The organism is Rhizobium sp. JAB6 (assembly GCF_003024605.1).
Classification (GTDB): domain Bacteria; phylum Pseudomonadota; class Alphaproteobacteria; order Rhizobiales; family Rhizobiaceae; genus Rhizobium.
Genome location: NZ_PYJQ01000001.1, coordinates 64,985 through 90,000, shown reverse-complemented (window position 1 = coordinate 90,000; position 25,016 = coordinate 64,985). Strand labels below are relative to the sequence as shown.

The window sequence follows — 25,016 nt, the reverse complement described above, 5'->3', positions numbered from 1 at the left end:
AAGCCTTAGAAAAACCGAGATTTTCCATGATGTTTCTGCTATGGTTCAGGCCAGATATAAGAGAAGGGAGGAAACAATGCATACAACAAGACCGGAAAGCATCATCGAAGTCAGCTTCGACAGCGCCAGTGGCCGCCGCGCGCTCGGTATCATGAGCATGCGCCAGGCGTTGGATCTGCCCGACCTGCCGAGCTTTACCTATACGCATCCCGATCCGCAGAAAGCAGCCGCCGGTATCGTCCTGAACCGGCAAGAGCTGCAAAGATTCCTGACCTGATGTGGTGGACGGCCTCCGCTCCCGGCATCGCAATGTGCCAAAGTGTGGCTGTCGAAAGTCACATAAGGGAGAGCCGTCCATGGAGAAGATTACCACAGTTGGTCTGGATATCGCCAAGCACGTATTTCAGGTTCACGGGATCAATGGTGCTGGCGCGATCGTGTGCCGCCGCAAGCTGCGCCGCGACGATGTCGTTGGATTCTTCAAAGCATTGCCGCCATGCCTGATCGGAATCGAGGCATGCGCGACTGGACACCACTGGGCTCGGGTTCTTATGGCGCTGGGTCACGAGGTTCGGCTGATGCCGGCATCTTACGTCAAGCCATACGTGAAGCGGCAGAAGAATGACGCCACGGATGCTGAGGCGATTTGCGAGGCGGTGACGCGGCCGACGATGCGCTTTGTTCCAGTGAAGAGCGAGGAGCAACAGGGCGTGCTGATGCTGCACCGGGTCCGCGAGCTTTTGATCCGGCAGCGGACAATGCTGGTGAACGCCTTGCGCGGCCACTTGGCGGAGTTCGGCATCGTAACGCGACAGGGCCTTGCCGGCGTCGGAATGCTGATGGCGTTGGTCGACGACGATGATCACGATCTGATCCCGCCGCTTGCGCGGTCCGCGCTTCTTCCACTGATCGGGCAGTTGCGGGAGGTGCACGAGAAAGTCAGCGAGTTGGATCGCCAAATTCATGCTTGGCATCGCTCGAACGAACTGAGCCGCCGCCTTGAGGCGATCCCTGGAATTGGCCCGATCACTGCCAGCGCAATTGCCGCAACGGTGACCGACGCGTCGCTCTTCAAATCCGGCCGACAACTGGCGGCATGGATAGGCCTGGTGCCGCGGCAAAACTCATCGGGTGGCAAGGACCGCCTCGGAAGGATCAGCAAACAAGGCGACCCTTATCTCCGCCGGCTTCTCGTCGTCGGGGCGCACGCGGTCCTCCGCTTCAGCCGGAACGGCAAAACGGCGCCGACGCGTTGGGCTGCCGAGCTTCTGGCGAAGAAGCCGTACAACGTCGTCGCTGTTGCTTTGGCAAACAAGATAGCGCGGATCGTCTGGGCGTTAATGACGACGGGCAGGCGCTTTGAGGCGACCGCCGCCGTTTGAATGCTCACAGAGGATGCAGAAACTGGTGAGGTGCTGATGGCGTGATGGCGAACGGTCGAGCCGGGGTCGGACAAACCCGATCAGTGGGTGCCGCTTGAAAGCGCGTTGACCTGTCTGGGATCCGATCCGCGGACTACATCAGGGCCAGCGGCATGAACACGTCGCATTCAAAGGCCGAATACATGCCTGCACCCGACCAATCCGTCAGAAACACCAACTTGCCCCTTGCCACGCGGAGGCCGTCCATACATGCCATTGAACAGGTCGCTCCAGGCAAAGAGGCGATCGCGCACCCGTGCGATTGGCTGATGGGCGCACCGATTTCAAGCTGCTTTTCTTTCCATCACCGTCGGCGGCAAGAGGACAACGGCGTTCAATCCGCCTCCTTCGCGATCTTCCAGACAGAGCGTGCCGCCATGCGCATCGAGAATCTGGCGGACGATCGCCAAGCCAAGCCCGCTGCCTCCGAGATCGCGGTTGCGTGATTCCTCCAGCCGCACGAAGGGTTCGAGGACTTCCTTGCGCCGCTCCGCGGGAATGCCCGGTCCGCGATCTCCAACGACGATGGCGCCGTGATCGCCACGGCGCTCGACGGCAATATCGGCCCGGCCCCCATAGCGCAGCGCATTGTCCATGAGATTGTCAAGCACTCGTACGAGAGCGGTCTCCGTCATCGCGACGGCAATCGGCTGCCCGATTGGCATGAAACCCACCAGGCCCTGCCCGTCCTGCCGCTCGGCGAGGTGACCCCGAATTGCCGCGTCGAGATCGACAATCGTCTTGCCGTCCGAGACGACGGTGCTGCGGGCAAAGCCAAGCGCATCCTCCACCAGCCGCTGCATGGCCTCGACGTCGGCGATCGCCCGCTCGCGGTGGGGCGTTTCCGGCATCATTTCCATGCGCAGACGGAAACGAGTGAGGTAGGTCCTCAGATCGTGTGAGATCGCTCCGAGGATGAGGGTGCGGTTGCCGACGAGCGCGGCAATGCGCAATTGCATGGCGTTGATCGCCTTGATCAGCATGCGCAGTTCGCAGGCGCCCCTTTCCGGAATATGAACCGGCTGCAGGCCATTGCCGATGGCGTTGACGGTGCGCGACAGGCGCGTCAGGGGCCGGGTTTCCCGCGCGACGGCGGCGATGGCGATGACGGCGACCAACATGCCGAGAATGCCGGCAATGAGGCCGATGGGAATGCCGTTCAATCGCACCGTCGGCGTGTCGGGCAGGTTGAAGACAGCGATCTTGCCGCCGGCAATTCCGATCGACACTTCCACGATCCTGTCCGGTGCACCGACGGAGAACCAGCCCTGCGGCTTTTCGGAAAGCGAGCGCATGCTGAAATAGCGGTTGCCGAGCGCGATTGCCGCAAACTCGCGGGCGAGCTTGTCGGTAAGCGTCAGATTAGCCGCCTCCTCCTTCCGGCCCGGCGCCGGCGGATCAGCCAGACGGATCGCCAGGCCATTGGCATTCAGCGCCCGCACGGCCGCCTGCTGCGCCTCGGGCGGAATGGCATCGAGAAGACGGATCGCGGTCTTCACCTGTTTGGCGGGCGACAATTCCGGATTGAACGGCGTATCCGGCTTCAGCTGCGCGGCCGCAAAGGCGGCAAGCTGAATGATGAACAGCGCCACGGCGACGATCATGATGATGCGGGCCACCAGACCGAGTTTCAGCATGGTTCAAACATCCTTCACGTCCATTGTGAGGAGATAGCCGGCATTACGCACGGTGGTGATGACCTGAGCACCATCGGGCAGGCAATGGCCGAGCTTGGTGCGCAGGCGGGAGACCGTGACGTCAATGGTGCGATCGAAGGGATCGGCGCCACGGCCGCGCGTCCAGTCGAGCAATTGCTCGCGCGACAGCACGCGGCGCGGTCTTTCGAGGAAACAGACCAGCAGATCGAACTCGGCCGTCGTCAGATGTACGACGCGCTCGCCATCCATCTCGATCAAGCGACCGTCGAGATCGACGGTCAGCCCTGCGAAGCTCTTGCGCCGCGACGGGATGCCGGCATCTTCCGGCCGCTCCGGCCCGGAGCGACGGAGAATGGCGCGGATGCGCGCCAGGAGTTCGCGCGGATTGAAAGGCTTGCCGAGATAATCGTCGGCGCCCATTTCTAGGCCGAGAATGCGATCGATATCTTCGGTCTTGGCCGTCAGCATCAGGATAGGCACCTTGCTGCGGGTGCGGATGCGGCGGCATGCCGAGAGGCCGTCCTCCCCCGGCAGCATCAGATCGAGAATGATCAGATCCGGAAAGCCCTTGGACAGAATGCGGTCCATCGCCGCCGCACTGTCGGCGGCCTGAACTGAAAAACCTTCGCGGCTCAGGAACTCCTCCAGGAGCGCCCTAATCTCGCGGTCGTCTTCGACCAGAAGCAGCGATGCGGAAACCATGGCTCTTCCATGCGGGGCGAGAGGCGGTGTTGGCAACAGGGAAACGACCGGCGTTACAAACTGTAACAAATTTCCCGTTTCTTGAAAAATCCCAGCAAAAGACGCAATGCAGTTTCTTCTCAACCGGATCCCTCCGGAGCGGATGTCGGCAGCTTCCTTGCCGTCGACCCGACCCCATCGCCCGCTCCGGTCCGCGACAGGGCTCGCATCCCGTGAAATGCGAGCCCTGTCTGCTTTTTTTCAAACAGCCCATCCTTCAGCCTCTTTTCGACAATGCGGGTTTGCGTCCTATTCGCCGCTGTGCGAAAGGATTGAGCTTCACCGACGGGAATGTCGGGTCAGGAAAACACGCGCATGAGGCAGGACGGTTGAGCCAAAGGCAATCACCGCAGAGATCCGGCAAGGCGGCAAGGCACACCCAGGAACCGGAAGGCAAACGCGTGACGTTGCCGCGGGCGCTTTCCAAGCTTGGCTATTGCTCCCGCACCCAGGCGGAGGCGCTGATCGCGGCCGGCCGCGTGACCGTCGACGGCCGCAGAGTTTCCGATCCCGCGACCTGGGTCGATTTGGAACATTCGAAATTCGCGGTCGACGGCATGGAAATATCAGCCGAGAAGAAGCTCTATTTCATGCTGAACAAACCGCGCGGGTTGGTGACGACGCGCGACGATCCCGAAGGACGGCCGACTGTTTATGATTGCCTGCGGGAGATCGATGCCCGCCATCTCGCGCCCGTCGGCCGCCTGGACAAGGCGAGCGAGGGATTGCTGCTCTTCACCAATGACACGGTACTGGCGCAGGCCCTGCTCGATCCCGTCAGCCATGTTGGCAAGGCCTATCATGTGCAGGTCGACCGCATCATGGACCCGGAACAGCTGGCGCGCATGGAGCGTGGCATCGTCGACGACGGTGAACTCTTGACCGCAAGCTCCGCCCGGCTGCTGCGCAGCGGCGACCGCAACAGCTGGATCGAGGTGGAACTGAAGGAGGGGCGCAATCGCCAGATCCGGCGCATGCTGGAGGCGCTTGGCATCGAATGCCTGCGGCTCGTGCGCGTTGCCTTTGGCGATATCGCACTGGGCGATCTGCCGAAGGGCGGCGTGCGTGCCTTGACCGAGGCCGAAATTCTGAGCTTGCACCGGCGCGCCGGAACGAAAGTCAATCGATAGAGGGCTGAGTGCGATGCAACCTCACGACTTTTGGCAGGAACTGCATGCACCCGGCACCTTCGACCCAGTGGCGGAGCGTACGGATTTCCATGTAGCCGACCTGCCGGACGGGCGGCAATTGCAACTGCCGATCCGCGTGCTCCCAGATGGCGGACACGCGCTCGCATCGCTGATCGTCAATCAGGCGAGCTTCACCGTACTGGACGCTCTCGCGGAGACGCTTGCGAAACGAATGGCAGCACATGATATCGATGTCGTGGCCGGATTGCCGACTCTCGGTCTCACTCTGGCGGCGGGAGTGGCCCGCGCACTCGGCCATGCTCGCTACGTGCCGCTCGGAACATCGCGTAAGTTCTGGTATCGCGAGGAGCTGTCGATCCCACTCTCCTCCATCACCACGCCGGACCAGGAGAAGCGTCTTTACATAGACCCGCGCATGCTGCCGCTGCTGGAAGGAAAGCGCGTCGCGCTGATCGATGACGTGATCTCCAGCGGCGCCTCGATCGTTGCAGGACTTTCTCTTTTGATGTCTTGCGGCATCGAGCCTGTCGTGATCGGTGCGGCGATGCTGCAATCAGATCGGTGGCGGGATCGTGTCGATCTGGGCGACAAGCGATGGAGCGAAAAAATCATCGGCGTGTTTTCGACGCCTATTCTCGAATGGAGCGGAAGCGGCTGGCGTTCCCGACCGAGCTGACCGCATTTTGCCGTTACAGCCATGCGGTGGAAAGCAAATTGCATATTATATATGTGAAAACCGTTCCGCTTCTGGCCGCAATAGGCTAAGGGTCCGCTCAAGAAGCATCCGTCGGGCGGATGCGCGAGCCTGTTGGTGGACACGTTGCGAATTCTCTCCGAAGCCCATTTTCCGGAATTGCCCAACTACTATCGCGGTAAGGTGCGCGAGAATTACGATCTGCCCGACGGCAGCCGCATCATCATCAGCACCGACCGTTTGAGCGCCTTCGACCGCATCCTCACCTGCATTCCCTACAAGGGTCAGGTGCTGACGCAGACCGCCCGCTACTGGTTCGAGCAGACGCGCGACATCTGCCCCAACCACGTGATCAACTACCCCGACCCGAACGTGGTCGTCGGCAAGCGGCTGAATATCCTGCCCGTCGAGGTCGTCGTTCGCGGCTATCTTGCCGGCACCACAGGCACCTCGATCCTGACGCTCTACAAGAAGGGTCAGCGCGAGATGTACGGGATCGCGCTGCCCGACGGCATGCGCGACAACCAGATCCTGCCGAAGCCGATCATCACGCCGACGAGCAAGGAATTCGACGGCGGTCACGACGAGCCGCTGACGCCGAAGCAGATCGTGGAGGGTGGGCTTCTGACGCAAGACCAATGGCAGACGCTATCGGACTACGCCCTTGCCCTGTTCGCACGGGGGCAGGAAATCGCCCGCAAGCGGGGGCTGATCCTCGTCGATACCAAATATGAATTCGGGACCGACGACAACGGCACCATCATTCTCGCCGACGAGATCCACACGCCCGACAGCAGCCGCTATTGGCTGGCCGACAGCTATCAGGAGCGCTTCGAAAAGGGCATGCGCCCGGAAAGCTTTGACAAGGACTTCGTGCGCGCCTGGGTTACGGAGCGCTGCGATCCCTACAAGGATGAGATTCCGGATATCCCAAGCGAGCTTGTCGAACAGACGTCCAAGGTCTATGTCCGCGCCTTCGAGGCGATCACAGGTACGTCTTTCCTGCCTGACGATCGCGGCGCAACACCGCGTGACCGGGTTCGCGCAAGCCTCGCCCGCTATTTCCCTTCGGAGACCGTCTGAACGGTCGTTTTGCTAAATCGGCACGCTGCAACTTCCCGTAAGTTGCGGTGGAGATGGAGTTTTGCGCTATTCACATCCCTTGATTGCGGATGTGAGGGTATGTTTTTTGCAACACTTCAGATTTTTTTTACCGGCAAGCTGATATTTCGGCCGATCCCACATATGTTCGCAGCCGAGAATTCGTAAAAGCCACTGTGCTATTGCAAAACTCATTGCTAGATTGACGCCGACTGCTTCGGGTCGTTGTTTGTGTTGCGTAAGACTGGAGCGCCGGCATATGGGATCAAGCCGATCCCGAAAAACACTGATCAGTAAATTGAATTGTGGGACAATGTGATGGTTTCCATTCGTACTGCCGCCCCCGCCCTGCTGCTTGTTTTGGCAGGTTGCGTCAGCGGCCCAGACCATAAGCCACCGGAAATGCCTCTCCCGGCCAAATTCTCGGAGGGTGGTACGAAGGCGAACGGCGATATCGCCGGCTCGCAATGGTGGACCGCTTTCGGCGACGCCAAGCTGAATGCCTTCGCCGCACAAGGACTGGCCCAGAACTTGAACATTCAGCAGTCGCTGGAACGCATCAACCAGGCGGAAGCTGCCGTCGTCACGGCAGGTGCAGGCGGTCTCCCGAGCCTCACCGTGTTGGGTGACAATACGACCAGCGGCCAGAAGGGCGGCTCGAGAGTATCCAATTCCAGTGGCCGACGGAATACAACGACGGGCACTGCTTCGGCCTCCTGGCTGCTCGACCTCTGGGGCCAGTATCGCCGCGCCACGGAAAGCGCCAATGCTTCGCTCGACGCCGCCTATTCCAGTGTCGACGTTGCACGCCTGACATATTTGCAGGATCTCGCCAACAGCTATGTCAATGCCCGCTATTACCAGCGGCTCATCTCGATCGCGCAGGAAAACCTGAAGTCGCGGCGCGATACTCTTTCGCTGACCAAGTTCCAGCTCGAAGCCGGCGCGGCTTCCCGCCTCGACGTGGTGCAGGCCGAAGGCCTCGTCAACCAGACGCTGGCGCTGGTACCTGGCTACGAGATTCAATATCGCCAGCAGGTTCACCACATCGCGACGCTGCTCAACGTTCCTTCTTCGACGATCATCGCGCAGATGCAGGGCAACGGCAGACAGCCGATCTTCCGCGGCAGCGTCCGCACCGGCGTTCCGGCCGACCTCATCCGCAACCGTCCCGATATTCGCGTCGCAGAGCGCCAGCTTGCAGCCGCCACAGCCGAGATCGGCGTAGCAGAAGCCAAGCTCCTTCCGTCGATCACGCTGAGCGGCTCGATTTCGCCGACCTATATCCATACCTCCGCTGCAAGCGGCGGCCTCACCACCTGGTCCTTCGGCCCTTCGCTGAACCTGCCGATCTTCGATGGCGGTGCCCTGCGCGCCGGCGTCAAGAACGCTGAATCGGCAAGCCGCGAACAATATATCGTCTGGCAGCAGAAGGTTCGCTCGGCGATCGAAGACGTCGAAAACGCTCTCTCGGCAGTCGCCCGTGACGCACAGACGGTGGCTGCGTTGCAGGCTCAGGTCAAATCCTACCAGGAAGCCCTGCAGCTCTCGACGGCAAGCTACAAGGACGGTGCATCCTCGCTGCTCGACGTTCTCGACGCACAGCGCAACGTGACCGCTGCCCAGCAAAGCCTGGCACAAGCCATTCAGCAGAGCGCTATCGACTACATCTCGCTGAACGTCAACATCGGCGCAGGCTATGTCCCAGCCGATAAGGCGATCGTGGCCGCTGGACCGACCAGGGGGAAAGCCGAGATCATCAAGGTTGCAGCCAAGAAGGCGAACTAAGCATATTGCCCCGGCGTTATGCCCGGCCTTGCCGCTTGAACTTGAAAACCGCCGCAGAATTTGCGGCGGTTTTCTTTTGTGCTCAAGAAAATGGCGAAAATGAAAATGGCGCGCACCGCTTCCGCAGGAACACGCCATCGCCAGAAAACAAAAAAGGCCGGAATGACCCGGCCTTTCGCCATCCGCCTTCTCATCAGTGCCAGTACATCCGTGGTCAAAGGCAAGGGCGGAACTGCAACCAGATTGATCATGAAAGGTCAACGAAGAGTTAACGCCACTTTCATGATATTAACAGACGAAACGGCTCGCTTTCCAGCGCGCCAGCGCCCATCGGCTGCATGACTGAAGACTATATGAGAGGGCAAGGTGGCAATTTCAAGGCCGCTTTCCCGCTTCTGCCGAAAAAGCTTTCGAAGCAGCCCTGCCGCCTTTATCGGAAGCCATACGCCTTTTCGGTTCAAACTGACGCGTTCAAGCTGTATTCATGCAGATGGGTCTACAACACATGCAGAGATTGAAGCGGCACTGGAGATTCCTATCAGATCCCGTGCAGGGAAGCTTTTATCTTGCCGGAATTGGCAAATCTACGAAGGAGCGCCGGGGTAGGCGCGTTACAGTGGACACGCGTCGGGGCGGCGAAGTGCGCGAAAGGGAGAGTAGCTTATGAAATTCAAGATCCTTGCGGCGAGTCTTCTGACAGCGCTTGTGGCGCTGCCCGCCATTGCGGAAGCGGCGGAAGGCTTTGCTACGGCAAACGTCAACATGCGGTCTGGCCCAAGTACGGCCTATCCCGCTGTCACGATGATCCCCGTCGGCGCGCCCCTTCAGATCAACGGTTGCCTCAACGATACACCGTGGTGCGATGTCTCCTTCTATGGCGGCCGCGGATGGGTGGCAGGCCGTTATATCCAGGCGACTTATCAGTCACGCCGCATCTATGTCGACCGGCAATATTACCGGCCCCTCGGTATTCCGACGGTGGTCTTCAATCTCGACGACTATTGGGGCCGCTATTACCGCGGCCGCGATTTCTACCGCGATCGCGACCGCTGGCGCCGCGGCCCGGGGTGGGTCGATCGGCGCCCCGACAGCGGCTGGGACCGTGGCTCCCCAGGCTGGGATCGCGGCTCCAACTGGAATGACGATCAGGATGGCAACTGGGATCGTCGTCGTGATCGCAATCGGGACTGGAATGACGGACAGGACCGCAATTGGGATCGCCGCCCCGGCCGCAACCGCGATTGGGACGGCCAGCGGGATGGCAATGGCGATTGGGGCAGACAGCGCCCGGACAACAATCAGGACTGGGGTAGCCGGCCGGACCGCCCGCGCGATAACAACCGCCCGGACAACCGTCCACGCCCGGAACCGCAGCACCAACCGCCCCAAGCTCAGCCTCAGCAGGCTCAACCGCAGCCGCAACAGAGCAATCCGCGGCCGAACGCAGCCCAGCCAGGCCCCTACAGCCCCGATCACCGGGATCCATGCCCGGCGTCGGAGCCAAATTGCCGGATGTCCGTGAGGGGTTCGAACCGCTGACCGCAGGCCTGCGGCCGTCTCAAAAGTAAAAAAGGCCGGCGGCTTTGAAAGTTGCCGGCCTTTTGTGACGCGCGTCGCCTCCGGGAAGAATGCGCCCACCATTCTGGAGCCGCATTGAGGAGATGCTTTCATGGAAGAGCGCACGCCCAAAAATCTCGGTGACGACCGCGCTCGCCGGTTCGCAATTGAACGTCTAAGCCGCAATTGCACCGGATGCTTCAATGCATCTTCAGACGCGCTTCCCGTGTCGCAGAAATGAACATCTCGCGTGCTTCTTCGGCCGACTTGCGACCATCGATGGCCGCGCGGCATAGACTTCTTGCCGCTACATAGAGGGGGCCGCGGCGGTCGGGCCATAGATTGGCCATGCAGTTGAGGGCCTCGGAAGGACCTGTCACGACCTGGAACGTATCCTGAGCAAATCCGATCTCGATGGGATTGCTCCATTTGATGTGTCGCATGAACACTCCTCCTCACGCGTTACCAATTGCTTGGAACCGCCCGCCAGGGCGGCCACATGACGGTACTATAACCTTGATCAGACCATTCGAAAATATGGAAGATCGCTTATTGCGCCGAGTATCGACGCGGTCTCTTCGGGGGGCCCGAAGGTAAATACGGTCGTCCTTTAGAAAGAGGGCACCCAGCGCGTACCGTACCTCAAGCCGCTGGGGATCTACTTTTCACGTGCGATCCGTCTTGCCTCGTCCGGAGAGAAGCCGGCACGGCGGGCAAGCCGCTCAAGGCCGAATATCCGGTCGATCTGGTCCACGAGCCACAGTTCGAAACGTTTCCACATTGGCCTAGCCTCCTCTACTGCGCCCCGTTCGGCCGCAGCAGCTCACGATGAACATCGCGCCTGGCCAACCACTTCATTTCAACGAAATTGGGGCGGCCGTTGCGCGTTGGAGAGCAGTTCCTGCTTCGTTGCAAAATCGCCAAACAGCTTTTTCAGCCGGGCCTCCTCCTCCTTGCATATCCGGTGGCGCCGGACAAAATCCTCAACGCTCCAGACCTCGCGTAACTTGCTCTCTTCACCTTTCTCTATCTTCAGCAATGAAGTCATGGGCTCACCCTCTTTGTTTTTATGAGGGGATAATGCTCAGGGTAGTGAAAAGTTCCTTATGCCTCCTCGGCGGGCGCAGGCGAGTTCGCCGCCATTGCGGATCGGAATGTTCTTAATCCCTCCTTAAATCGCCGCATTTACAGTTCAGGCGGGACTGATGTCTTCGCGGGAGGCGCACGAACCAAGGCGGATTGCCTTATCTCGATCGCTCACTGGAAAGATCGCTACCGCCGCTGCGATCGGCCTGATAGAAGACTTGGAAACACTGGGCACCGAGGTACAACCGGCCGGCAATGGCAGATAAGAGAAAATCACGCCAGAGGATAGAACCATCCTTTTCCAACGGCCGGGAACGTACCGATGACGGATTCAACGCGGGCGAACGCATCGTCGGCAGCGGGCGGTCTGCGAAGAAATACTATCGGGAGCCGGAACCCGACGACGAAGAGGACGAGGACGACGAGGAAGAACCCGTGGTCGAAAAGCCTCGCCGCACCCGGAGCCGCCGCAAGCCGGCCCGGCGCGCGCGGCCGCGACGCGGCTTCTTCGGTTTCATCCGTTCAACGATCTATTGGAGCCTCGTGCTCTGCCTCTGGGCCGGTATCGGTCTTGCCGGACTTGTCGCCTATTACGGCTCGCGCATGCCGAGTGCGAGCACATGGTCCATTCCCGACCGGCCCCCGAACGTCAAGATCAACGGTCTCGATGGAACCCTGATCGCCAATCGCGGCACCACGGGCGGCGAAGCCGTATCGCTGAGCGAGATGTCACCCTATATTCCCGAGGCCATCGTCGCGATCGAAGATCGGCGCTTCTACTCGCATTTCGGCTTCGATCCGATCGGCCTTGCCCGCGCCGTCGTAACGAACGTGGTGACCGGACACGCCGTCCAGGGCGGCTCGACGCTGACGCAGCAGCTTGCCAAGAACCTTTTCCTGTCGCCGGACCGCACGCTGGAGCGCAAGGTGCAGGAAGTGCTGCTGGCGCTGTGGCTGGAGCACAAGTACACCAAGGACCAGATCCTGACGATGTACCTGAACCGCGTCTATTTCGGCTCCAACGCCTATGGCGTCGAGGCCGCCTCGCGGCGTTATTTCAACAAGTCGGCCAAGGACGTCAATCTCGGCGAGGCGGCGATGCTCGCCGGCCTCGTCAAGGCGCCCTCAAGGCTGTCGCCAGCCCGCGATCCTGCCGCCGCCGAGGCGCGTGCCCAGCTGGTGCTGCAGGCGATGCACGAACAGGGCTTCATCAGCGAATCCGACATCAAGACGGCGATGGCGCAGCCGCCGACCCGGTCGAAGAGCTATTGGAGCGGCGCAGAGAACTATGTCGCCGACATGGTCATGGATCAGCTACCGAAGCTGATCGGCGGCGATGTCAAGGAAGACCTGATCGTCGACACCACGCTCGACATGTCGCTGGAGGAGAAGGCGGAGAAAGCGCTGAGCGACGTGCTCGAAAAGGAAGGCAAAAAGCTCAACGCATCGCAGGCCTCGCTCGTTTCCGTCGATGCAACGGGCGCCATCCGCGCGCTGGTCGGCGGCCGCGACTATGCACAGAGCCAGTTCAACCGCGCAGTCACCGCCAAGCGTCAGCCCGGATCCGCCTTCAAGCCATTCGTCTACACCGCGGCACTCGAAATGGGCCTGACGCCCAACTCGATCCGCAACGACATGCCGGTCAAGATCGGCAATTGGGCCCCTGAGAACTACGAGCAGCGCTACAGCGGCCCCGTGACGCTTGCCACCGCCGTCGCGAAATCGCTGAACACGGTTGCCGCCGAGCTCGTCGCCGAAGTCGGACCGGATCAGGTCATCAAGGTCGCCCGCAGACTCGGCATCGAATCGGACCTGCAGGCCAATGCCTCGATCGCGTTAGGCACCTCCGAGGTGTCGCTGCTGGAGCTCACCTCCGCCTATGCCACCTTCATGAACGGCGGCTTCAAGGTGGCGCCGCATGTCATCACCAAGGTAACGACCGCATCCGGCAAGGTGCTCTACCAGGCCAATACCGACAATCCTGAGCGCGTGCTCAACCCGGACATCGTCGCGAATATGAACGCCATGATGGCCGGCGTCATCGCCAACGGCACCGGCAAGGCGGCGCGCATTCCCGGCTGGCAGGCCGCCGGCAAGTCGGGCACGACGCAATCCTTCCGCGATGCGCTATTCGTCGGCTTCACCAGCCATCTGACAACAGGCGTCTGGTTCGGCAATGACGACGGCAAGTCGATGCGCAAGGTGACCGGCGGCGGCCTGCCGGCCAAGGCATGGAAGGAATTCATGGTTGCCGCCCACAAGGGCATAACGCCGACACCGATCTTCGGCGGCGGCCAGATCATCGACAACGGCCTGCCGATGGCGCAGACGGGGCCGAGCAGCGACCAGCCGACCACCATCGGCAATATTATCTCCGGTGTGGCCGATGGCGGGCAGCCGATTCAGCAGCCGACCTTGCAGCAAAGGCCATCGCAACAGCCGATCCAGCCGCAGATCGTCAACCAGGTCTCCGCAAACGACGACCCGCAGGACCTGCCGCCGGCGAATCTGGCCGACGACCCCAATCCCTACAGTTCCGACCGGTATGACAGCGATATACCGCCCGCCGATGTCGGAGATGGCGGCGCGCCGGTCGCCACCGCACGCCCGCACCGCTCGTCGCTGCTCGACGTCATCCTGGGCCGATAAATATTGCGGGCCGATGAAATCGCGATTTTGGCCCACAACGCTGCGCGCCATATAAGGCGGGTTAGGACGTTCAGATCTGCTGCATGATTTTATCCCTGAATCGGTCCCCGATTTAAGGAATTATGCAGGAGACGCTTGCATGGCCGCGGCAAGGCTGCTCTGATACGCGGTCGCGTCAAATCCGCCGGCCCCTGGCGCATAAGGGGCCGTGCGGAATTTGGGCGACAAACCATTTGTTTTGCTGGATTTCAGGCCATTTCCTGCCTTGCAGTCAGTAAAACCGCTACTTATATACGCGGCATCACCGCAGTCATGGCTGCGCAATCCTCAAGACCATCCCGTAAGGGGCTGTCAATGGAATGCCTGACAGGGGTTCCGATAGCTTGCTTCAAGGAGAGAATGACATGGCAAAAGTAATTGGTATCGACCTTGGAACGACAAATTCCTGCGTCGCCGTCATGGACGGTAAGGACGCGAAAGTGATCGAAAATGCCGAAGGCGCCCGGACCACCCCCTCCATGGTTGCCTTCACCGACGATGGTGAACGTCTCGTCGGCCAGCCGGCCAAGCGCCAGGCTGTCACCAACCCCACAAATACCCTCTTCGCTGTCAAGCGCCTGATCGGCCGCCGCTACGAAGATCCGACCGTCGAGAAGGACAAGCACCTTGTTCCCTTCAACATCGTTCGGGGCGACAATGGCGACGCCTGGGTCGAAGCCAACGGCAAGGGCTATTCGCCCGCCCAGATTTCCGCAATGATCCTTCAGAAGATGAAGGAAACCGCCGAATCCTATCTCGGCGAAAAGGTCGACAAGGCTGTTATCACCGTTCCCGCATACTTCAACGACGCGCAGCGCCAGGCAACCAAGGATGCCGGCAAGATCGCCGGTCTTGAAGTTCTGCGTATCATCAACGAGCCGACGGCTGCGGCCCTTGCTTACGGCCTCGACAAGAAGGACGGCAAGACCATCGCCGTTTACGACCTTGGCGGCGGTACCTTCGATATCTCCATCCTCGAAATCGGCGACGGCGTCTTCGAAGTGAAGTCGACCAACGGCGACACCTTCCTCGGCGGTGAAGACTTCGACATGCGTCTTGTCGAATACCTCGTTGCCGAGTTCAAGAAGGATAACGGCATCGACCTCAAGGGCGACAAGCTCGCTCTGCAGCGCCTCAAGGAAGCTGCCGAAAAGGCCAAGATCGAACTGTCCTCCTCGCAGCAGACCGAAATCAACCTGCCCTTCATCACGGCAGACGCTACCGGTCCGAAGCACCTGATGCTGAAGCTGACCCGCGCCAAGCTGGAAAGCCTGGTCGACGATCTCGTCCAGCGCACCATCGCTCCGTGCAAGGCGGCGCTCAAGGATGCCGGCGTCACCGCCGCTGAAATCGACGAAGTCGTTCTCGTCGGCGGCATGAGCCGCATGCCGAAGGTACAGGAAGTCGTCAAGCAGCTGTTCGGCAAGGAGCCGCACAAGGGCGTCAACCCGGATGAAGTCGTCGCTCTCGGCGCCGCCATCCAGGCCGGCGTTCTGCAGGGCGACGTCAAGGACGTCCTGCTGCTCGATGTGACCCCGCTGTCTCTCGGCATCGAAACGCTCGGCGGCGTCTTCACCCGTCTGATCGAGCGCAACACGACGATCCCGACGAAGAAGTCGCAGACATTCTCTACCGCCGAAGACAACCAGTCGGCCGTGACCATCCGCGTTTCGCAGGGCGAGCGTGAAATGGCTGCCGACAACAAGCTGCTCGGCCAGTTCGACCTCGTCGGCCTGCCGCCGGCTCCGCGCGGTGTTCCGCAGATCGAAGTCACCTTCGATATCGACGCCAACGGCATCGTCCAGGTTTCGGCCAAGGACAAGGGCACGGGCAAGGAACAGCAGATCCGCATCCAGGCTTCCGGCGGTCTTTCCGATGCCGACATCGAAAAGATGGTCAAGGATGCCGAAGCCCACGCTGCTGAAGACAAGAAGCGCCGCGAAGGTGTCGAAGCCAAGAACCAGGCCGAAAGCCTGATCCACTCGAGCGAGAAGTCGCTGAAGGATTACGGCGACAAGGTCAGCGAAGCCGATCGCACCGCGATTTCCGACGCGATCGCAGCGCTGAAGGCGGCAACCGAAGCTTCCGAGCCGGATGCCGAAGACATCAAGGCCAAGACCCAGACGCTCATGGAAGTTTCCATGAAGCTCGGCCAGGCGATCTATGAATCGCAACAGGCGGAAGCGGCTTCGGGCGATGCCTCGGCAGCAGGCGGCAAGGATGATGTCGTCGATGCCGACTACGAGGAAATCAAGGACGAAGGCGACCACAAGCGGTCTGCATAAGCGCGAACCGAAAGGTTCTCGAGGAAACTTAGATCCGGCTGCCTTCAGGCAGCCGGAAATCCATTTCCGGGGTTCTAATCCTTAATATGGCAAAAGCGGATTTTTACGAGACGTTGGGCGTCTCCAGGACGGCGGACGAGAAAGAGCTGAAAAGCGCCTTTCGCAAGCTGGCAATGCAATATCATCCGGACAAGAATCCGGACGACAGCAATGCCGAGCGGAAGTTCAAGGAAATCAATGAGGCCTACGAAACGCTCAAGGACCCGCAAAAGCGCGCAGCCTATGACCGCTACGGCCATGCCGCTTTCGAGCATGGCGGCATGGGCGGCGGTGGCGGCTTCGGCGCCGGGTTTGGCGGCGGCGGCTTCTCCGATATTTTCGAGGATATTTTCGGCGAGATGATGGGTGGCGGACGCTCGCGCGGTCGCTCGTCCGGCGGCCGCGAACGGGGCGCCGATCTTCGCTACAATATGGAAATCTCGCTGGAGGAAGCCTTCAGCGGCAAGACCGCGCAGATTCGCGTTCCGACCTCGATCACCTGCGACGTCTGTTCCGGCTCGGGCGCCAAGCCCGGTACACAGCCGAAGACCTGCGGCACCTGCCAGGGTTCAGGCCGCGTCCGCGCCGCGCAGGGCTTCTTCTCCGTCGAGCGCACCTGCCCGACCTGCCATGGCCGCGGCCAGATCATTCCCGACCCGTGCACCAAGTGTCATGGCCAGGGCCGGGTGACGGAAGAGCGTTCGCTCTCCGTCAACATTCCGTCCGGCATCGAAGACGGCACGCGCATTCGTCTGCAGGGCGAAGGCGAAGCAGGCCTTCGCGGCGGCCCCTCGGGCGATCTCTATATCTTCCTCTCCGTCAAACCGCATGAGTTCTTCCAGCGGGACGGCGCCGACCTCTATTGTGCGGTGCCAATCTCGATGACGACGGCAGCGCTCGGCGGCACATTCGATGTGGCGACGCTCGACGGCACCAAATCGCGCGTCAGCGTTCCCGAGGGAACCCAAGTCGGCAAACAGTTCCGCCTGAAGGGCAAGGGCATGCCGGTGCTGCGCTCCAGCCAGGTCGGCGATCTCTATATCCAGATCCAGATCGAGACGCCGCAGAAGCTGACCAAGCGTCAGCGCGAACTGCTGCAGGAATTCGAGCAGATCTCTTCGAAGGACAATAATCCGGAATCGACCGGCTTCTTTGCCCGCATGAAGGATTTCTTCGATACGTTCAGCGACTGATTGGCGAAGCCAACGATGTTTCACATGAATCCGGCCGATGATTCGGTCGGATTTTTTGTTTTCGCAGGCGAATCACCGGTCACCCGCGAATCAGCCCCAGGTCAGGGGATCGAGCCGGAGATAGAAGGCGAGACGTTCGCGATCCGGTTCGGCGATTTCCAGGGTTTCGAAGAGGATCGAAAAGGCTCGTTCGCCTTGTTCGGGCGTCGCCCAGCTCTCCTCGGAGTTGGCAATCATCAGCGAGAGATCGACATAGCGATCCGCCTTCCCTGCCCGACCGAGATCGATCAAGCCAGTGCATTGCAGGCTATGCGGATCGACCATGAAGTTCGGCATGCAGGCATCGCCATGACAGAGAACCCTATCGGTGACCTCCTGATCGAACCGAAGCGGCAGATCGCGCTCGACGCGATCAAGCAGTTCGCGGGCTGGCCTTTTGTGATCTTCCGGCGGCAGGAAATCCTGGTTCACAGCATCGCGCGAGACCACATCCGCTGCCTTTGCGAACATCAGCGACAGGCCGCGATCGAAGGGGCATCGATCGATCGGTAGCTCGTGAAGAGATTTCAATTGCCGCGTCATCGATGGCCAGGCCTTCAGCAGCGTATCTCCATCCAGATCGACCGCCGGTACGCCGGGAATTGCAGTCATGATCAGGCATGCGCCTTCCTCCGCCTCGCGCCAGTCAATGACTTCAGGCACGCCGATACCCTTGCCGTGCAGCCAAAGCAACCGATCGCGCTCGCCGGCAAGATCGGCCGACCGGACTGACGATGCAATTTTCGCATAGGCGAGACCGTCCTCACGTCGATAGACAAGATCACCCGATTCGCCGGCCTTCACGCGTGTCCAATTGCCGTGCGTATGCGGGAGGATCGTCTTTGCAAATTTCAATTGATGCCCTTTAATCCTAAACTTCCCGGAGCATGGCGATATAGGGAGCGTGGTCCGTGAGTGCCAGAGCCCGATTGCAGCCATCACGCTTTCGTCGAAAACGGAGAAAAGCGGCAAAAACCTTGCACTTGCGCGGTGTTCGGCATACCCCTCGGCCACTGACTGAGATTCCCAAGGACCCATGCCGAACAAGGTTTCCATCTCGCGCCTCAAGCTCACCGACTTCCGCAACTATGCGGCGGCGGCGCTGGCGCTTGACGAGCGGCACGTGGTGCTGACCGGCGACAACGGCGCGGGCAAGACCAACCTCATGGAGGCGGTTTCGCTGCTTTCGCCCGGCCGCGGCCTGCGCCGCGCTGCCTATGCCGATGTCACTCGGGTCAATGCGCCCGGAGGATTTTCGATCTTCGCCGAGCTCGAAGGCATGGACGGCGGCGTCGAAATCGGCACCGGCATCGACACGGTGGACGAATCGACCGCTCGCAGGCTGCGAATCAACGGTACGCCAGCCAAGACGGTCGACGAACTGACCGATCATCTGCGCGTCCTCTGGCTGACGCCGGCGATGGACGGTCTCTTCACCGGCGGCTCCTCCGAGCGTCGCCGCTTCCTGGATCGGCTGGTCCTATCGCTCGATCCCGCTCATGGCCGCCGCGCCAGCGATTTCGAGCGCGCCATGCGCAGCCGCAACAAGCTTTTGTCCGAAAGCCGGTTCGATCCATCCTGGCTCGGCGGCATCGAAGAGCAGATGGCGAGCCTCGGCATCGCCATGGCGATCGCGCGGCAGGAAATGCTCGGCCTTCTCTCGCGGCTGATCGCCGAAACGCGCGAGGGGACGCCCTTCCCCTCGGCGGCGCTCGAGCTTTCCGGCTTCCTTGAGGGGCAGTTCGATCGCCCGGCCGTCGATCTGGAAGATGCCTATGCCGATATGTTGCGCGAGGGGCGTTACCGTGACGCGGCTGCCGGTCGGACGCTGGACGGACCGCACCGAGCCGATCTTCTGGTGCGGCATCGCGAGAAGGACATGGAGGCGGAGCGCTGCTCCACCGGCGAGCAGAAAGCTTTGCTCGTCGGGCTCATCCTTGCCCATGCACGCCTTGTCGGCAACCTGACGGGCTATGCGCCGATCCTCCTGCTTGACGAAATCGCCGCGCATCTCGACGAGGGACGGCGTGCAGCCCTCTTCGATCTCATTGACGGACTCGGTGGGCAGGCCTTCATGACCGGCACGGATAAATCCATGTTCTCGGCCCTTGGCGAGCGGGCGCAATTCTTTACCGTGGCGCATGGCGGCATTACGAAATCCTAGCGCCTCCTTCGCCGCGATTGTGCTAGACTCCAGCGCATGGATGCTTTGACCTCAGACGAAATCGCCCGTTATCACCGCCATATCCTTCTGCCGGAGGTCGGCGGCGCCGGCCAGCAAAAATTGAAGGCGGCCCGCGTGCTTGTCATCGGAGCCGGCGGCCTTGGTGCGCCGGTGCTGCAATATCTCGCCGCCGCCGGCGTCGGCACGCTCGGCATTGCCGACGACGATCGCGTTTCGCTGTCCAACCTGCAGCGGCAGGTCATTCACGATACGGGCACGATCGGCGAGATGAAGGCGCAGAGTGCGGCAGATGCTATCGCCCGGCTGAACCCGCATGTGCGCATCATCCGCTTCGAGGAGCGGTTCAGCCTCGACACCGCTGCACGGCACCTTGCCGATTTCGATCTCGTCCTCGACGGCTCCGACAATTTCGACACGCGCTACGCCGCAGCCGACGCGACAGAGGCAGCGCATCTGCCGCTGGTGACCGGCGCAGTCGGCAGATTCGATGGGTCCGTGACGACATTGAAGCCGTATGAAAGCGATGCGGATGGCAACCTCAATCCGCGCTATCGCGATCTCTTTCCCGCCCCACCGCCGGAAGGCCTCATTCCCAGTTGCGCGGAAGCGGGAATCATCGGCGCATTGACAGGGGTCATCGGCACGCTAATGGCGATGGAGGCGATCAAGCTTATCACAGGCATCGGCGAGCCGCTGATCGGCCGCCTGCTGCTCTATGACGGGTTGTCCTCGCGCTTCGAAACGGTGCGCTATCGCCGTAAACGTCCCCGGGTCGCCGCCGAATGAAGGATATTACGCTTCGTCGCCTCGATGACGGCTTCGATCGCTGGGATGTGTTGCTGGATCTCATCCTAACATCCTTTGCCTATATGAACGGACGCATCGATCCGCCCTCCTCAGCGCTGGCGCTGACGGCGGAGACGCTTAAAACGAAGGCGTTTAGCGAGATCGCTTATGTGGCACTCTATGGCGAACAGTTAGTCGGCTGCATTTTCTGCCGGCCGGAGGCAGAGAGCTTATATGTCGGCAAGCTCGCCGTGCTGCCGGCGGCACAGGGTAAAGGTATCGGCAAGCGACTGCTGGGCCTGGCCGAGACAACGGCGCGAGAGCTTGGCCTCAAGGCGTTGCGGCTGGAAACGCGGATTGAGCTGGTCGACAACCATGCTACCTTTGCCGCATGGGGCTTTCGCAAGGCGGCCGAAAATCGCCACGCTGGTTTCGATCGGACGACATCGATCGAGATGCGCAAGGCGATTGCCTAATAGCCTTTCTCACGCCGAAATAGTGGGACAGTCGCATATGGGTCGGATGAGCACCGGAAGCTCCTTCTCTCCAGCGGGGAGAAGGTGGCCCGAAGGGTCGGATGAGGGGTTTTCGATTTGAATTCATGGATTTTCGTGCTCTTGGCAGGCCCCCTCATCCGCCTGCCGGCACCTTCTCCCCGAAGGGAGAAGGGGTGCGCGGCGGAATGCGGGTAATGCGGGCACCCATGGCATTCAGCCGCTCCTCGATGCGCTCATACCCGCGCTCGATCTGCTGGGCATTGTTGATGACGCTCGTGCCCTCGGCGCACATCGCCGCGATCAGCATCGCCATACCGGCGCGAATGTCAGGGCTTTCAAGCTGGGCGGCCCGCAGCTTCGAAGGACCAGCGACGATGGCGCGATGTGGGTCGCACAACACGATGCGAGCGCCCATGGCGATCAGCTTGTCGACAAAGAACATGCGGCTTTCGAACATTTTCTCGAACATCAGCACGACGCCGTCGCACTGCGTGGCGGTGACGATAGCGATCGACATGGTGTCGGCCGGAAAGGCCGGCCAGGGCTGATCTTCGATCTTCGGAATATGGCCCCCGAAATCAGGCTGGATCTTCATCTCCTGACCGGAGCGGATGATGAGATCGTCGCCGTCGATCTGGCAGCGGATGCCCAGGCGCTCGAAGGTCATCAGGGTGGAGCGCAGATGCTCGACGCCGGCACGGCGGATGGTGATTTCAGAGCCGGTGACGGCGGCAAGGCCGATCAGCGAGCCGACTTCGTTATGATCGGGGCCGATACGATGCGACGCACCGCTCAGCCGCTGGCCCCCGTGAATGGTCATCATATTGGTGCCGACGCCTTCGATTCGGGCGCCCATGGCAATCAGGAAGCGGGCGAGATCCTGAACATGCGGCTCGGAAGCGCAATTGCGCAGGATCGTCGTCCCCTCGGCGAACACGGCAGCGCAGAGCGCATTTTCCGTCGCCGTGACGGAGGGTTCATCAAGGAAGACGTCCGCGCCGCGCAGCCCTTCGGTGCGGAAGCTGTAGACGCTGTTGACCTCGATCTTGGCGCCGAGCTGTTCCAGCGCCAGGAAATGCGTATCGACACGCCGACGGCCGATGACGTCGCCGCCGGGCGGCGGCAAGGTAATCTCGCCACAGCGTGCCAGCATCGGGCCGGCAAGCAGGATGGAGGCGCGGATGCGGGCGCAGAGATCGGGATCGAGATTGGCCGGTCTAAGTTCTCGCGCTTCGATTTCGAGCTCATTGCGGCCGAGCCAACGCACCTTGGCGCCGACGGACTGGATCAGTTCCACCAATGCCTCGACATCGCGGATGCGCGGGACGTTGCTGAGTTCGACGCGCTGATCAGTCAGAAGCGATGCGGCGATGATCGGCAATGCGGCATTCTTGTTGCCGCTCGGTTCGATCTCTCCCGACAGCTTGAAGCCGCCCTCGACCACATATTGAATCCGCTCATGCGGCAGCGCCCGCGCCATGATTTCCGCCCTTCCTGATTTGTGTTTGCGGTCACCTCTGGGCCGGCTTTGTGACATGCCCATGACCGGTCAGAGAGAAATGAGATCAAATTTGCAGCCGGGTGTTCAGCCGGGTGTTCAGCCGTGTTTCTGCTGGCGAATCAGGATGATTCGCTTATCGAAACGGCAGCACGCGGTTGGGCGGGCGATGGCCGTCGATGAAGGTGCGGATGTTGATGATCACCTTGTCGCCCATGTCGATGCGGCCCTCGAGCGTCGCCGAACTCATATGCGGCAGGATGACCACCTTGCCCTCATTGGCGAGTTTCACCAGCTTCGGATTGACGGCCGGTTCGTTCTCGAACACGTCGAGGCCGGCGCCGGCGATCTTGCCCTCGCGCAGGATCTTGATCAGCGCCGCTTCATCGATGACATCGCCGCGCGCCGTATTGACGATGTAGCTCGTTGGCTGCAGCAGCGCCAGGCGGCGGGCGGAGATCAGATGATAGGTGGCCGGCGTCGACGGGCAGTTGACCGAGACGATATCGACGCGGGCGAGCATCTGGTCGAGGCTGTCCCAATAGGTCGCCTCCAGCTCGTCCTCGGTCGCCGGGTTGACCCGCTTACGATTGTGATAATGGATCGAAAGGCCGAATGCCTTGGCGCGGCGCGCAACGGCCGTGCCGATCCGCCCCATGCCGACAATGCCGATGCGCTTGCCGTGGATGCGGCGGCCGAGCATCCAGGTGGGCGACCATCCGGCCCATTCGCCGGGGCTGTCGGTCAGCACCCGCGCACCTTCCGCCAGCCGCCGGGGCACGGCGAGGATGAGCGCCATGGTCATGTCGGCTGTATCTTCGGTCAGCACATTCGGCGTGTTGGTCACAGTGATGCCGCGGCGGGCGGCGGCCTCGATGTCGATATGATCCGTGCCGTTGGAGAAGCTGGCAATCAGCTTCATCTGCGGGCCGGCTTCTTCGATGATCTCGGCATCGACGCGGTCGGTGACCGTCGGAACCAGCACGTCGACGGAGCGGACGGCCTCGATCAATTCGTCCTTGGTGCGCGGACGATCGTCGATGTTGAGTTCGGCATCGAAGAGTTCGCGCATGCGCGTCTCCACCGCGTCAGGCAGTTTGCGCGTGACGTAGACCTTCGGTTTTTTCTTCGTCGTCATGGCGAGCGGCGATGCCTTGTTCAGATGTTCTTAACCAAGAAGCAGGATAATTTTCCCGTTCCGGGCATTTCTACCAGACCCGCAGGCGAAGACAAACAAAACTCGCTGACGCGATCCGGGGATTTGCCGCTCACCGGAGCGAAAGGTCGCCGGAATGGCGCCTTTGTCATGACGAACGAACGGAACTCCCCATGCGTGGCAGAGTCTTGAAATCCTGCGCCATATTCGCAATCGGCCTAATGATGGCCGCCGTGTCGGCCGATCTTGCGGCAGCCCAGGCTGCCAAGGGGCCGAGCGGCTTGCCGCTGCCGCGCTTCGTCACGCTGAAATCCAAGCGGGTCAATCTGCGCATCGGCCCGAGCGCGGATTATGCCGTATCCTGGCTCTATCTCAAGCAGGGCCTGCCGGTCGAAATCATCCAGGAATACGATAACTGGAGGCGCGTGCGCGATGCCGACGGCACCGAGGGCTGGGTCAACCAGTCGCTGCTATCCGGCCAGCGCTCGGCCATTGCCGCTCCCTGGATGAAGGGCAAGGGCAAGGCCGTCTTCGTCAACATGCGCCGCGAATCCCAGCCATCCGCCGCCGTCATCGCCAAGCTTCAGCCCGGCGTGATGATGAGCATCAAGGAATGCACGGGCGACTGGTGCCTTGTCACCGCCGACGGCACAGAGGGCTGGGTGGCGCAATCCGAGATCTGGGGCGCCTACCCCGGCGAAGCCTTCAAGTAACGTATCCTCGGCGTTTTCACGTAGAAGCGACGTCGCGGCTTTTCCGGCACAATGATGTATCCGGTATGAGAAACGGAGACCGGCTATGTTGGCGTATGTGCTCGGCGTTCTCGGCGTTGCAATCGCTACGTTCACATCGACGAACATAGACGATATTTTCGTGCTTCTCGGCTTCTTTGCCGATCCGAAGTTCCGATTGCGGCAGATCATCATAGGCCAATATCTCGGTATCGGCGTTCTTTACGGCGTCAGCGCCATTGCCTCATTGCTCGCGCTCGTCATTCCCGCAGCCTATATCGGCCTGCTCGGCCTTGCGCCGATCTACTTCGGCCTGAGAAGGTTGTGGGAGCTCTGGAACGGCATGGAGGCCGACGACGATCCGGAAGATCATGCCAAGGCCTCGGCAGGACATGGAAACATCGCCGCGATCACATTGATAACGATCGCCAATGGCGGCGACAATATCAGCGTCTATACGCCGCTGTTTGCGACGCGCTCCGCCTACGAGGTTTTAGCCATCGGCTGCACCTTCACGGTGCTGACGGCAGTCTGGCTGGGTGCCGCGCATTCTCTCGTCAATCATCCGAAGCTCGGCGCACCGATAAGGCGACATGGACATAGGATCGTGCCCTTCATCCTGATCGCGCTCGGCATTCTCATCCTTTATGAGGCGGGAACCGTGGCGCTCTTTCGGTGACGGGCCTTTTCAGCGCTTGATAGCCAAAGCCGCCTCCTGCGAT

Annotated in this window: 25 protein-coding genes (1 of these 25 cut by a window edge); 15 read left to right on the top strand and 10 right to left on the bottom strand. The window is 61.1% G+C overall.

The annotated features are described in order from the left end of the window. Positions 1–28: the start of a hypothetical protein gene (locus tag C7U61_RS19330; protein ID WP_146143938.1), read on the bottom strand. Its footprint begins 287 nt before the window's first position; the window shows 28 of its 315 coding nt (coding positions 1–28); its start codon is at positions 26–28; its stop codon lies beyond the left edge, outside the window. 48 nt (positions 29–76) lie between these two features. Here C7U61_RS19330 and C7U61_RS00465 point away from each other — a divergent pair, with 48 nt between their 5' ends. Both C7U61_RS00465 and C7U61_RS00460 read left to right on the top strand, forming a co-directional pair. Further along, the gene (locus tag C7U61_RS00465) at positions 77–277 is read left to right on the top strand and encodes a hypothetical protein (RefSeq protein WP_106996200.1); all 201 of its coding nucleotides are present in this window, start codon (positions 77–79) and stop codon (positions 275–277) included. 79 nt (positions 278–356) lie between these two features. Continuing rightward, a complete protein-coding gene (locus C7U61_RS00460) occupies positions 357–1,382 on the top strand; it encodes an IS110 family transposase (protein ID WP_106996199.1) in 1,026 nt (341 codons plus the stop codon). 323 nt (positions 1,383–1,705) lie between these two features. Here the strand turns inward: C7U61_RS00460 and C7U61_RS00455 are convergent, their stop codons facing one another. After that, on the bottom strand, positions 1,706–3,058 hold the full coding sequence (locus C7U61_RS00455; RefSeq protein WP_106996198.1) for an ATP-binding protein: 1,353 nt from the start codon (positions 3,056–3,058) through the stop codon (positions 1,706–1,708). A 3-nt stretch (positions 3,059–3,061) separates the two neighbouring features. Further along, the gene (locus tag C7U61_RS00450) at positions 3,062–3,781 is read right to left on the bottom strand and encodes a response regulator (protein ID WP_106996197.1); all 720 of its coding nucleotides are present in this window, start codon (positions 3,779–3,781) and stop codon (positions 3,062–3,064) included. 368 nt (positions 3,782–4,149) lie between these two features. Between C7U61_RS00450 and C7U61_RS00445 the strand changes: the two genes are divergently transcribed. From C7U61_RS00445 to C7U61_RS00430, 4 genes are all read left to right on the top strand, one after another. After that, a complete protein-coding gene (locus C7U61_RS00445) occupies positions 4,150–4,950 on the top strand; it encodes a pseudouridine synthase (RefSeq protein WP_106996196.1) in 801 nt (266 codons plus the stop codon). Between the two features lie 13 nt (positions 4,951–4,963). After that, the gene (locus C7U61_RS00440) at positions 4,964–5,647 is read left to right on the top strand and encodes a phosphoribosyltransferase (protein ID WP_106996195.1); all 684 of its coding nucleotides are present in this window, start codon (positions 4,964–4,966) and stop codon (positions 5,645–5,647) included. A gap of 144 nt (positions 5,648–5,791) precedes the next feature. Continuing rightward, entirely contained in the window at positions 5,792–6,748 is a 957-nt protein-coding gene (locus C7U61_RS00435; RefSeq protein WP_106996880.1) for a phosphoribosylaminoimidazolesuccinocarboxamide synthase, read from the top strand. Positions 6,749–7,084: 336 nt separating this feature from the next. After that, positions 7,085–8,554, top strand: a complete 1,470-nt coding sequence (locus C7U61_RS00430) for an efflux transporter outer membrane subunit (protein ID WP_106996194.1) — start codon at positions 7,085–7,087, stop codon at positions 8,552–8,554. On the opposite strand, the gene C7U61_RS00425 is transcribed toward C7U61_RS00430, so the two are convergent. Then, the gene (locus C7U61_RS00425) at positions 8,551–8,805 is read right to left on the bottom strand and encodes a hypothetical protein (RefSeq protein WP_146143937.1); all 255 of its coding nucleotides are present in this window, start codon (positions 8,803–8,805) and stop codon (positions 8,551–8,553) included. The two genes, C7U61_RS00430 and C7U61_RS00425, sit on opposite strands and share 4 nt — an antisense overlap. A 412-nt stretch (positions 8,806–9,217) precedes the next feature. On the opposite strand from C7U61_RS00425, the gene C7U61_RS00420 reads away from it, so the two are divergent. Next, positions 9,218–10,093, top strand: a complete 876-nt coding sequence (locus tag C7U61_RS00420) for an SH3 domain-containing protein (RefSeq protein ID WP_106996192.1) — start codon at positions 9,218–9,220, stop codon at positions 10,091–10,093. 218 nt (positions 10,094–10,311) lie between these two features. Here C7U61_RS00420 and C7U61_RS00415 read toward each other — a convergent pair whose 3' ends face one another. The 3 genes from C7U61_RS00415 to C7U61_RS00410 all read right to left on the bottom strand — a co-directional run bounded on the left by C7U61_RS00415 (position 10,312) and on the right by C7U61_RS00410 (position 11,159). After that, a complete protein-coding gene (locus tag C7U61_RS00415; RefSeq protein ID WP_106996191.1) occupies positions 10,312–10,554 on the bottom strand; it encodes a DUF982 domain-containing protein in 243 nt (80 codons plus the stop codon). 215 nt (positions 10,555–10,769) lie between these two features. Then, positions 10,770–10,892 carry a hypothetical protein gene (locus tag C7U61_RS19705; RefSeq protein WP_257714005.1) on the bottom strand — a complete coding sequence of 41 codons (123 nt, stop codon included), beginning with the start codon at positions 10,890–10,892 and terminating at the stop codon, positions 10,770–10,772. Positions 10,893–10,970: 78 nt separating this feature from the next. Continuing rightward, the gene (locus tag C7U61_RS00410) at positions 10,971–11,159 is read right to left on the bottom strand and encodes a hypothetical protein (protein ID WP_106996190.1); all 189 of its coding nucleotides are present in this window, start codon (positions 11,157–11,159) and stop codon (positions 10,971–10,973) included. Positions 11,160–11,452: 293 nt separating this feature from the next. Here C7U61_RS00410 and C7U61_RS00405 point away from each other — a divergent pair, with 293 nt between their 5' ends. The 3 genes from C7U61_RS00405 (at position 11,453) to dnaJ (ending at position 17,402) form a co-directional block, all read left to right on the top strand. After that, complete coding sequence (locus C7U61_RS00405; protein WP_106996189.1) at positions 11,453–13,846, top strand: transglycosylase domain-containing protein; 2,394 nt, start codon at positions 11,453–11,455, stop codon at positions 13,844–13,846. Positions 13,847–14,250: 404 nt separating this feature from the next. Beyond that, on the top strand, positions 14,251–16,170 hold the full coding sequence (gene dnaK, locus C7U61_RS00400) for a molecular chaperone DnaK (RefSeq protein ID WP_106996188.1): 1,920 nt from the start codon (positions 14,251–14,253) through the stop codon (positions 16,168–16,170). 86 nt (positions 16,171–16,256) lie between these two features. Then, a complete protein-coding gene (gene dnaJ, locus C7U61_RS00395; RefSeq protein ID WP_106996187.1) occupies positions 16,257–17,402 on the top strand; it encodes a molecular chaperone DnaJ in 1,146 nt (381 codons plus the stop codon). Positions 17,403–17,492: 90 nt separating this feature from the next. Here dnaJ and C7U61_RS00390 read toward each other — a convergent pair whose 3' ends face one another. Then, complete coding sequence (locus C7U61_RS00390) at positions 17,493–18,296, bottom strand: APH(3'') family aminoglycoside O-phosphotransferase (protein WP_245410713.1); 804 nt, start codon at positions 18,294–18,296, stop codon at positions 17,493–17,495. 181 nt (positions 18,297–18,477) lie between these two features. Between C7U61_RS00390 and recF the strand changes: the two genes are divergently transcribed. From recF to C7U61_RS00375, 3 genes are read left to right on the top strand one after another with little or no spacing between them, the layout of a single operon-like run. After that, complete coding sequence (recF, locus tag C7U61_RS00385) at positions 18,478–19,605, top strand: DNA replication/repair protein RecF (protein WP_106996186.1); 1,128 nt, start codon at positions 18,478–18,480, stop codon at positions 19,603–19,605. 36 nt (positions 19,606–19,641) lie between these two features. Beyond that, complete coding sequence (locus C7U61_RS00380) at positions 19,642–20,412, top strand: molybdopterin-synthase adenylyltransferase MoeB (protein ID WP_106996185.1); 771 nt, start codon at positions 19,642–19,644, stop codon at positions 20,410–20,412. 5 nt (positions 20,413–20,417) lie between these two features. Continuing rightward, positions 20,418–20,888, top strand: a complete 471-nt coding sequence (locus C7U61_RS00375; RefSeq protein ID WP_181315778.1) for a GNAT family N-acetyltransferase — start codon at positions 20,418–20,420, stop codon at positions 20,886–20,888. 154 nt (positions 20,889–21,042) lie between these two features. On the opposite strand, the gene murA is transcribed toward C7U61_RS00375, so the two are convergent. Both murA and C7U61_RS00365 read right to left on the bottom strand, forming a co-directional pair. Next, entirely contained in the window at positions 21,043–22,389 is a 1,347-nt protein-coding gene (murA, locus tag C7U61_RS00370) for a UDP-N-acetylglucosamine 1-carboxyvinyltransferase (RefSeq protein WP_106996183.1), read from the bottom strand. Between the two features lie 154 nt (positions 22,390–22,543). Further along, complete coding sequence (locus C7U61_RS00365) at positions 22,544–23,545, bottom strand: D-glycerate dehydrogenase (RefSeq protein ID WP_106996182.1); 1,002 nt, start codon at positions 23,543–23,545, stop codon at positions 22,544–22,546. Positions 23,546–23,736: 191 nt separating this feature from the next. On the opposite strand from C7U61_RS00365, the gene C7U61_RS00360 reads away from it, so the two are divergent. Further along, positions 23,737–24,276 (top strand): SH3 domain-containing protein, encoded by a 540-nt coding sequence (locus tag C7U61_RS00360; RefSeq protein WP_106996181.1) that lies wholly within the window; start codon positions 23,737–23,739, stop codon positions 24,274–24,276. A gap of 85 nt (positions 24,277–24,361) precedes the next feature. After that, entirely contained in the window at positions 24,362–24,973 is a 612-nt protein-coding gene (locus tag C7U61_RS00355) for a cadmium resistance transporter (RefSeq protein WP_106996180.1), read from the top strand. Positions 24,974–25,016 lie beyond the last annotated feature (43 nt).

What these genes read in the sequence shown, in the direction of transcription:
- C7U61_RS00365 (WP_106996182.1), bottom strand. Translation starts at nt 23,545, where the DNA reads ATGACGACGAAGAAAAAACCGAAGGTCTACGTCACGCGCAAACTGCCT.
- C7U61_RS00440 (WP_106996195.1), top strand. Translation starts at nt 4,964, where the DNA reads ATGCAACCTCACGACTTTTGGCAGGAACTGCATGCACCCGGCACCTTC.
- C7U61_RS19705 (WP_257714005.1), bottom strand. Translation starts at nt 10,892, where the DNA reads ATGTGGAAACGTTTCGAACTGTGGCTCGTGGACCAGATCGACCGGATA.
- C7U61_RS00450 (WP_106996197.1), bottom strand. Translation starts at nt 3,781, where the DNA reads ATGGTTTCCGCATCGCTGCTTCTGGTCGAAGACGACCGCGAGATTAGG.
- murA (WP_106996183.1), bottom strand. Translation starts at nt 22,389, where the DNA reads ATGGCGCGGGCGCTGCCGCATGAGCGGATTCAATATGTGGTCGAGGGC.
- C7U61_RS00405 (WP_106996189.1), top strand. Translation starts at nt 11,453, where the DNA reads ATGGCAGATAAGAGAAAATCACGCCAGAGGATAGAACCATCCTTTTCC.
- C7U61_RS00415 (WP_106996191.1), bottom strand. Translation starts at nt 10,554, where the DNA reads ATGCGACACATCAAATGGAGCAATCCCATCGAGATCGGATTTGCTCAG.
- recF (WP_106996186.1), top strand. Translation starts at nt 18,478, where the DNA reads ATGCCGAACAAGGTTTCCATCTCGCGCCTCAAGCTCACCGACTTCCGC.
- C7U61_RS00430 (WP_106996194.1), top strand. Translation starts at nt 7,085, where the DNA reads ATGGTTTCCATTCGTACTGCCGCCCCCGCCCTGCTGCTTGTTTTGGCA.
- dnaJ (WP_106996187.1), top strand. Translation starts at nt 16,257, where the DNA reads ATGGCAAAAGCGGATTTTTACGAGACGTTGGGCGTCTCCAGGACGGCG.
- C7U61_RS00455 (WP_106996198.1), bottom strand. Translation starts at nt 3,058, where the DNA reads ATGCTGAAACTCGGTCTGGTGGCCCGCATCATCATGATCGTCGCCGTG.
- C7U61_RS00425 (WP_146143937.1), bottom strand. Translation starts at nt 8,805, where the DNA reads ATGATCAATCTGGTTGCAGTTCCGCCCTTGCCTTTGACCACGGATGTA.
- C7U61_RS00420 (WP_106996192.1), top strand. Translation starts at nt 9,218, where the DNA reads ATGAAATTCAAGATCCTTGCGGCGAGTCTTCTGACAGCGCTTGTGGCG.
- C7U61_RS00460 (WP_106996199.1), top strand. Translation starts at nt 357, where the DNA reads ATGGAGAAGATTACCACAGTTGGTCTGGATATCGCCAAGCACGTATTT.
- C7U61_RS00360 (WP_106996181.1), top strand. Translation starts at nt 23,737, where the DNA reads ATGCGTGGCAGAGTCTTGAAATCCTGCGCCATATTCGCAATCGGCCTA.
- dnaK (WP_106996188.1), top strand. Translation starts at nt 14,251, where the DNA reads ATGGCAAAAGTAATTGGTATCGACCTTGGAACGACAAATTCCTGCGTC.
- C7U61_RS00380 (WP_106996185.1), top strand. Translation starts at nt 19,642, where the DNA reads ATGGATGCTTTGACCTCAGACGAAATCGCCCGTTATCACCGCCATATC.
- C7U61_RS00355 (WP_106996180.1), top strand. Translation starts at nt 24,362, where the DNA reads ATGTTGGCGTATGTGCTCGGCGTTCTCGGCGTTGCAATCGCTACGTTC.
- C7U61_RS00465 (WP_106996200.1), top strand. Translation starts at nt 77, where the DNA reads ATGCATACAACAAGACCGGAAAGCATCATCGAAGTCAGCTTCGACAGC.
- C7U61_RS00410 (WP_106996190.1), bottom strand. Translation starts at nt 11,159, where the DNA reads ATGACTTCATTGCTGAAGATAGAGAAAGGTGAAGAGAGCAAGTTACGC.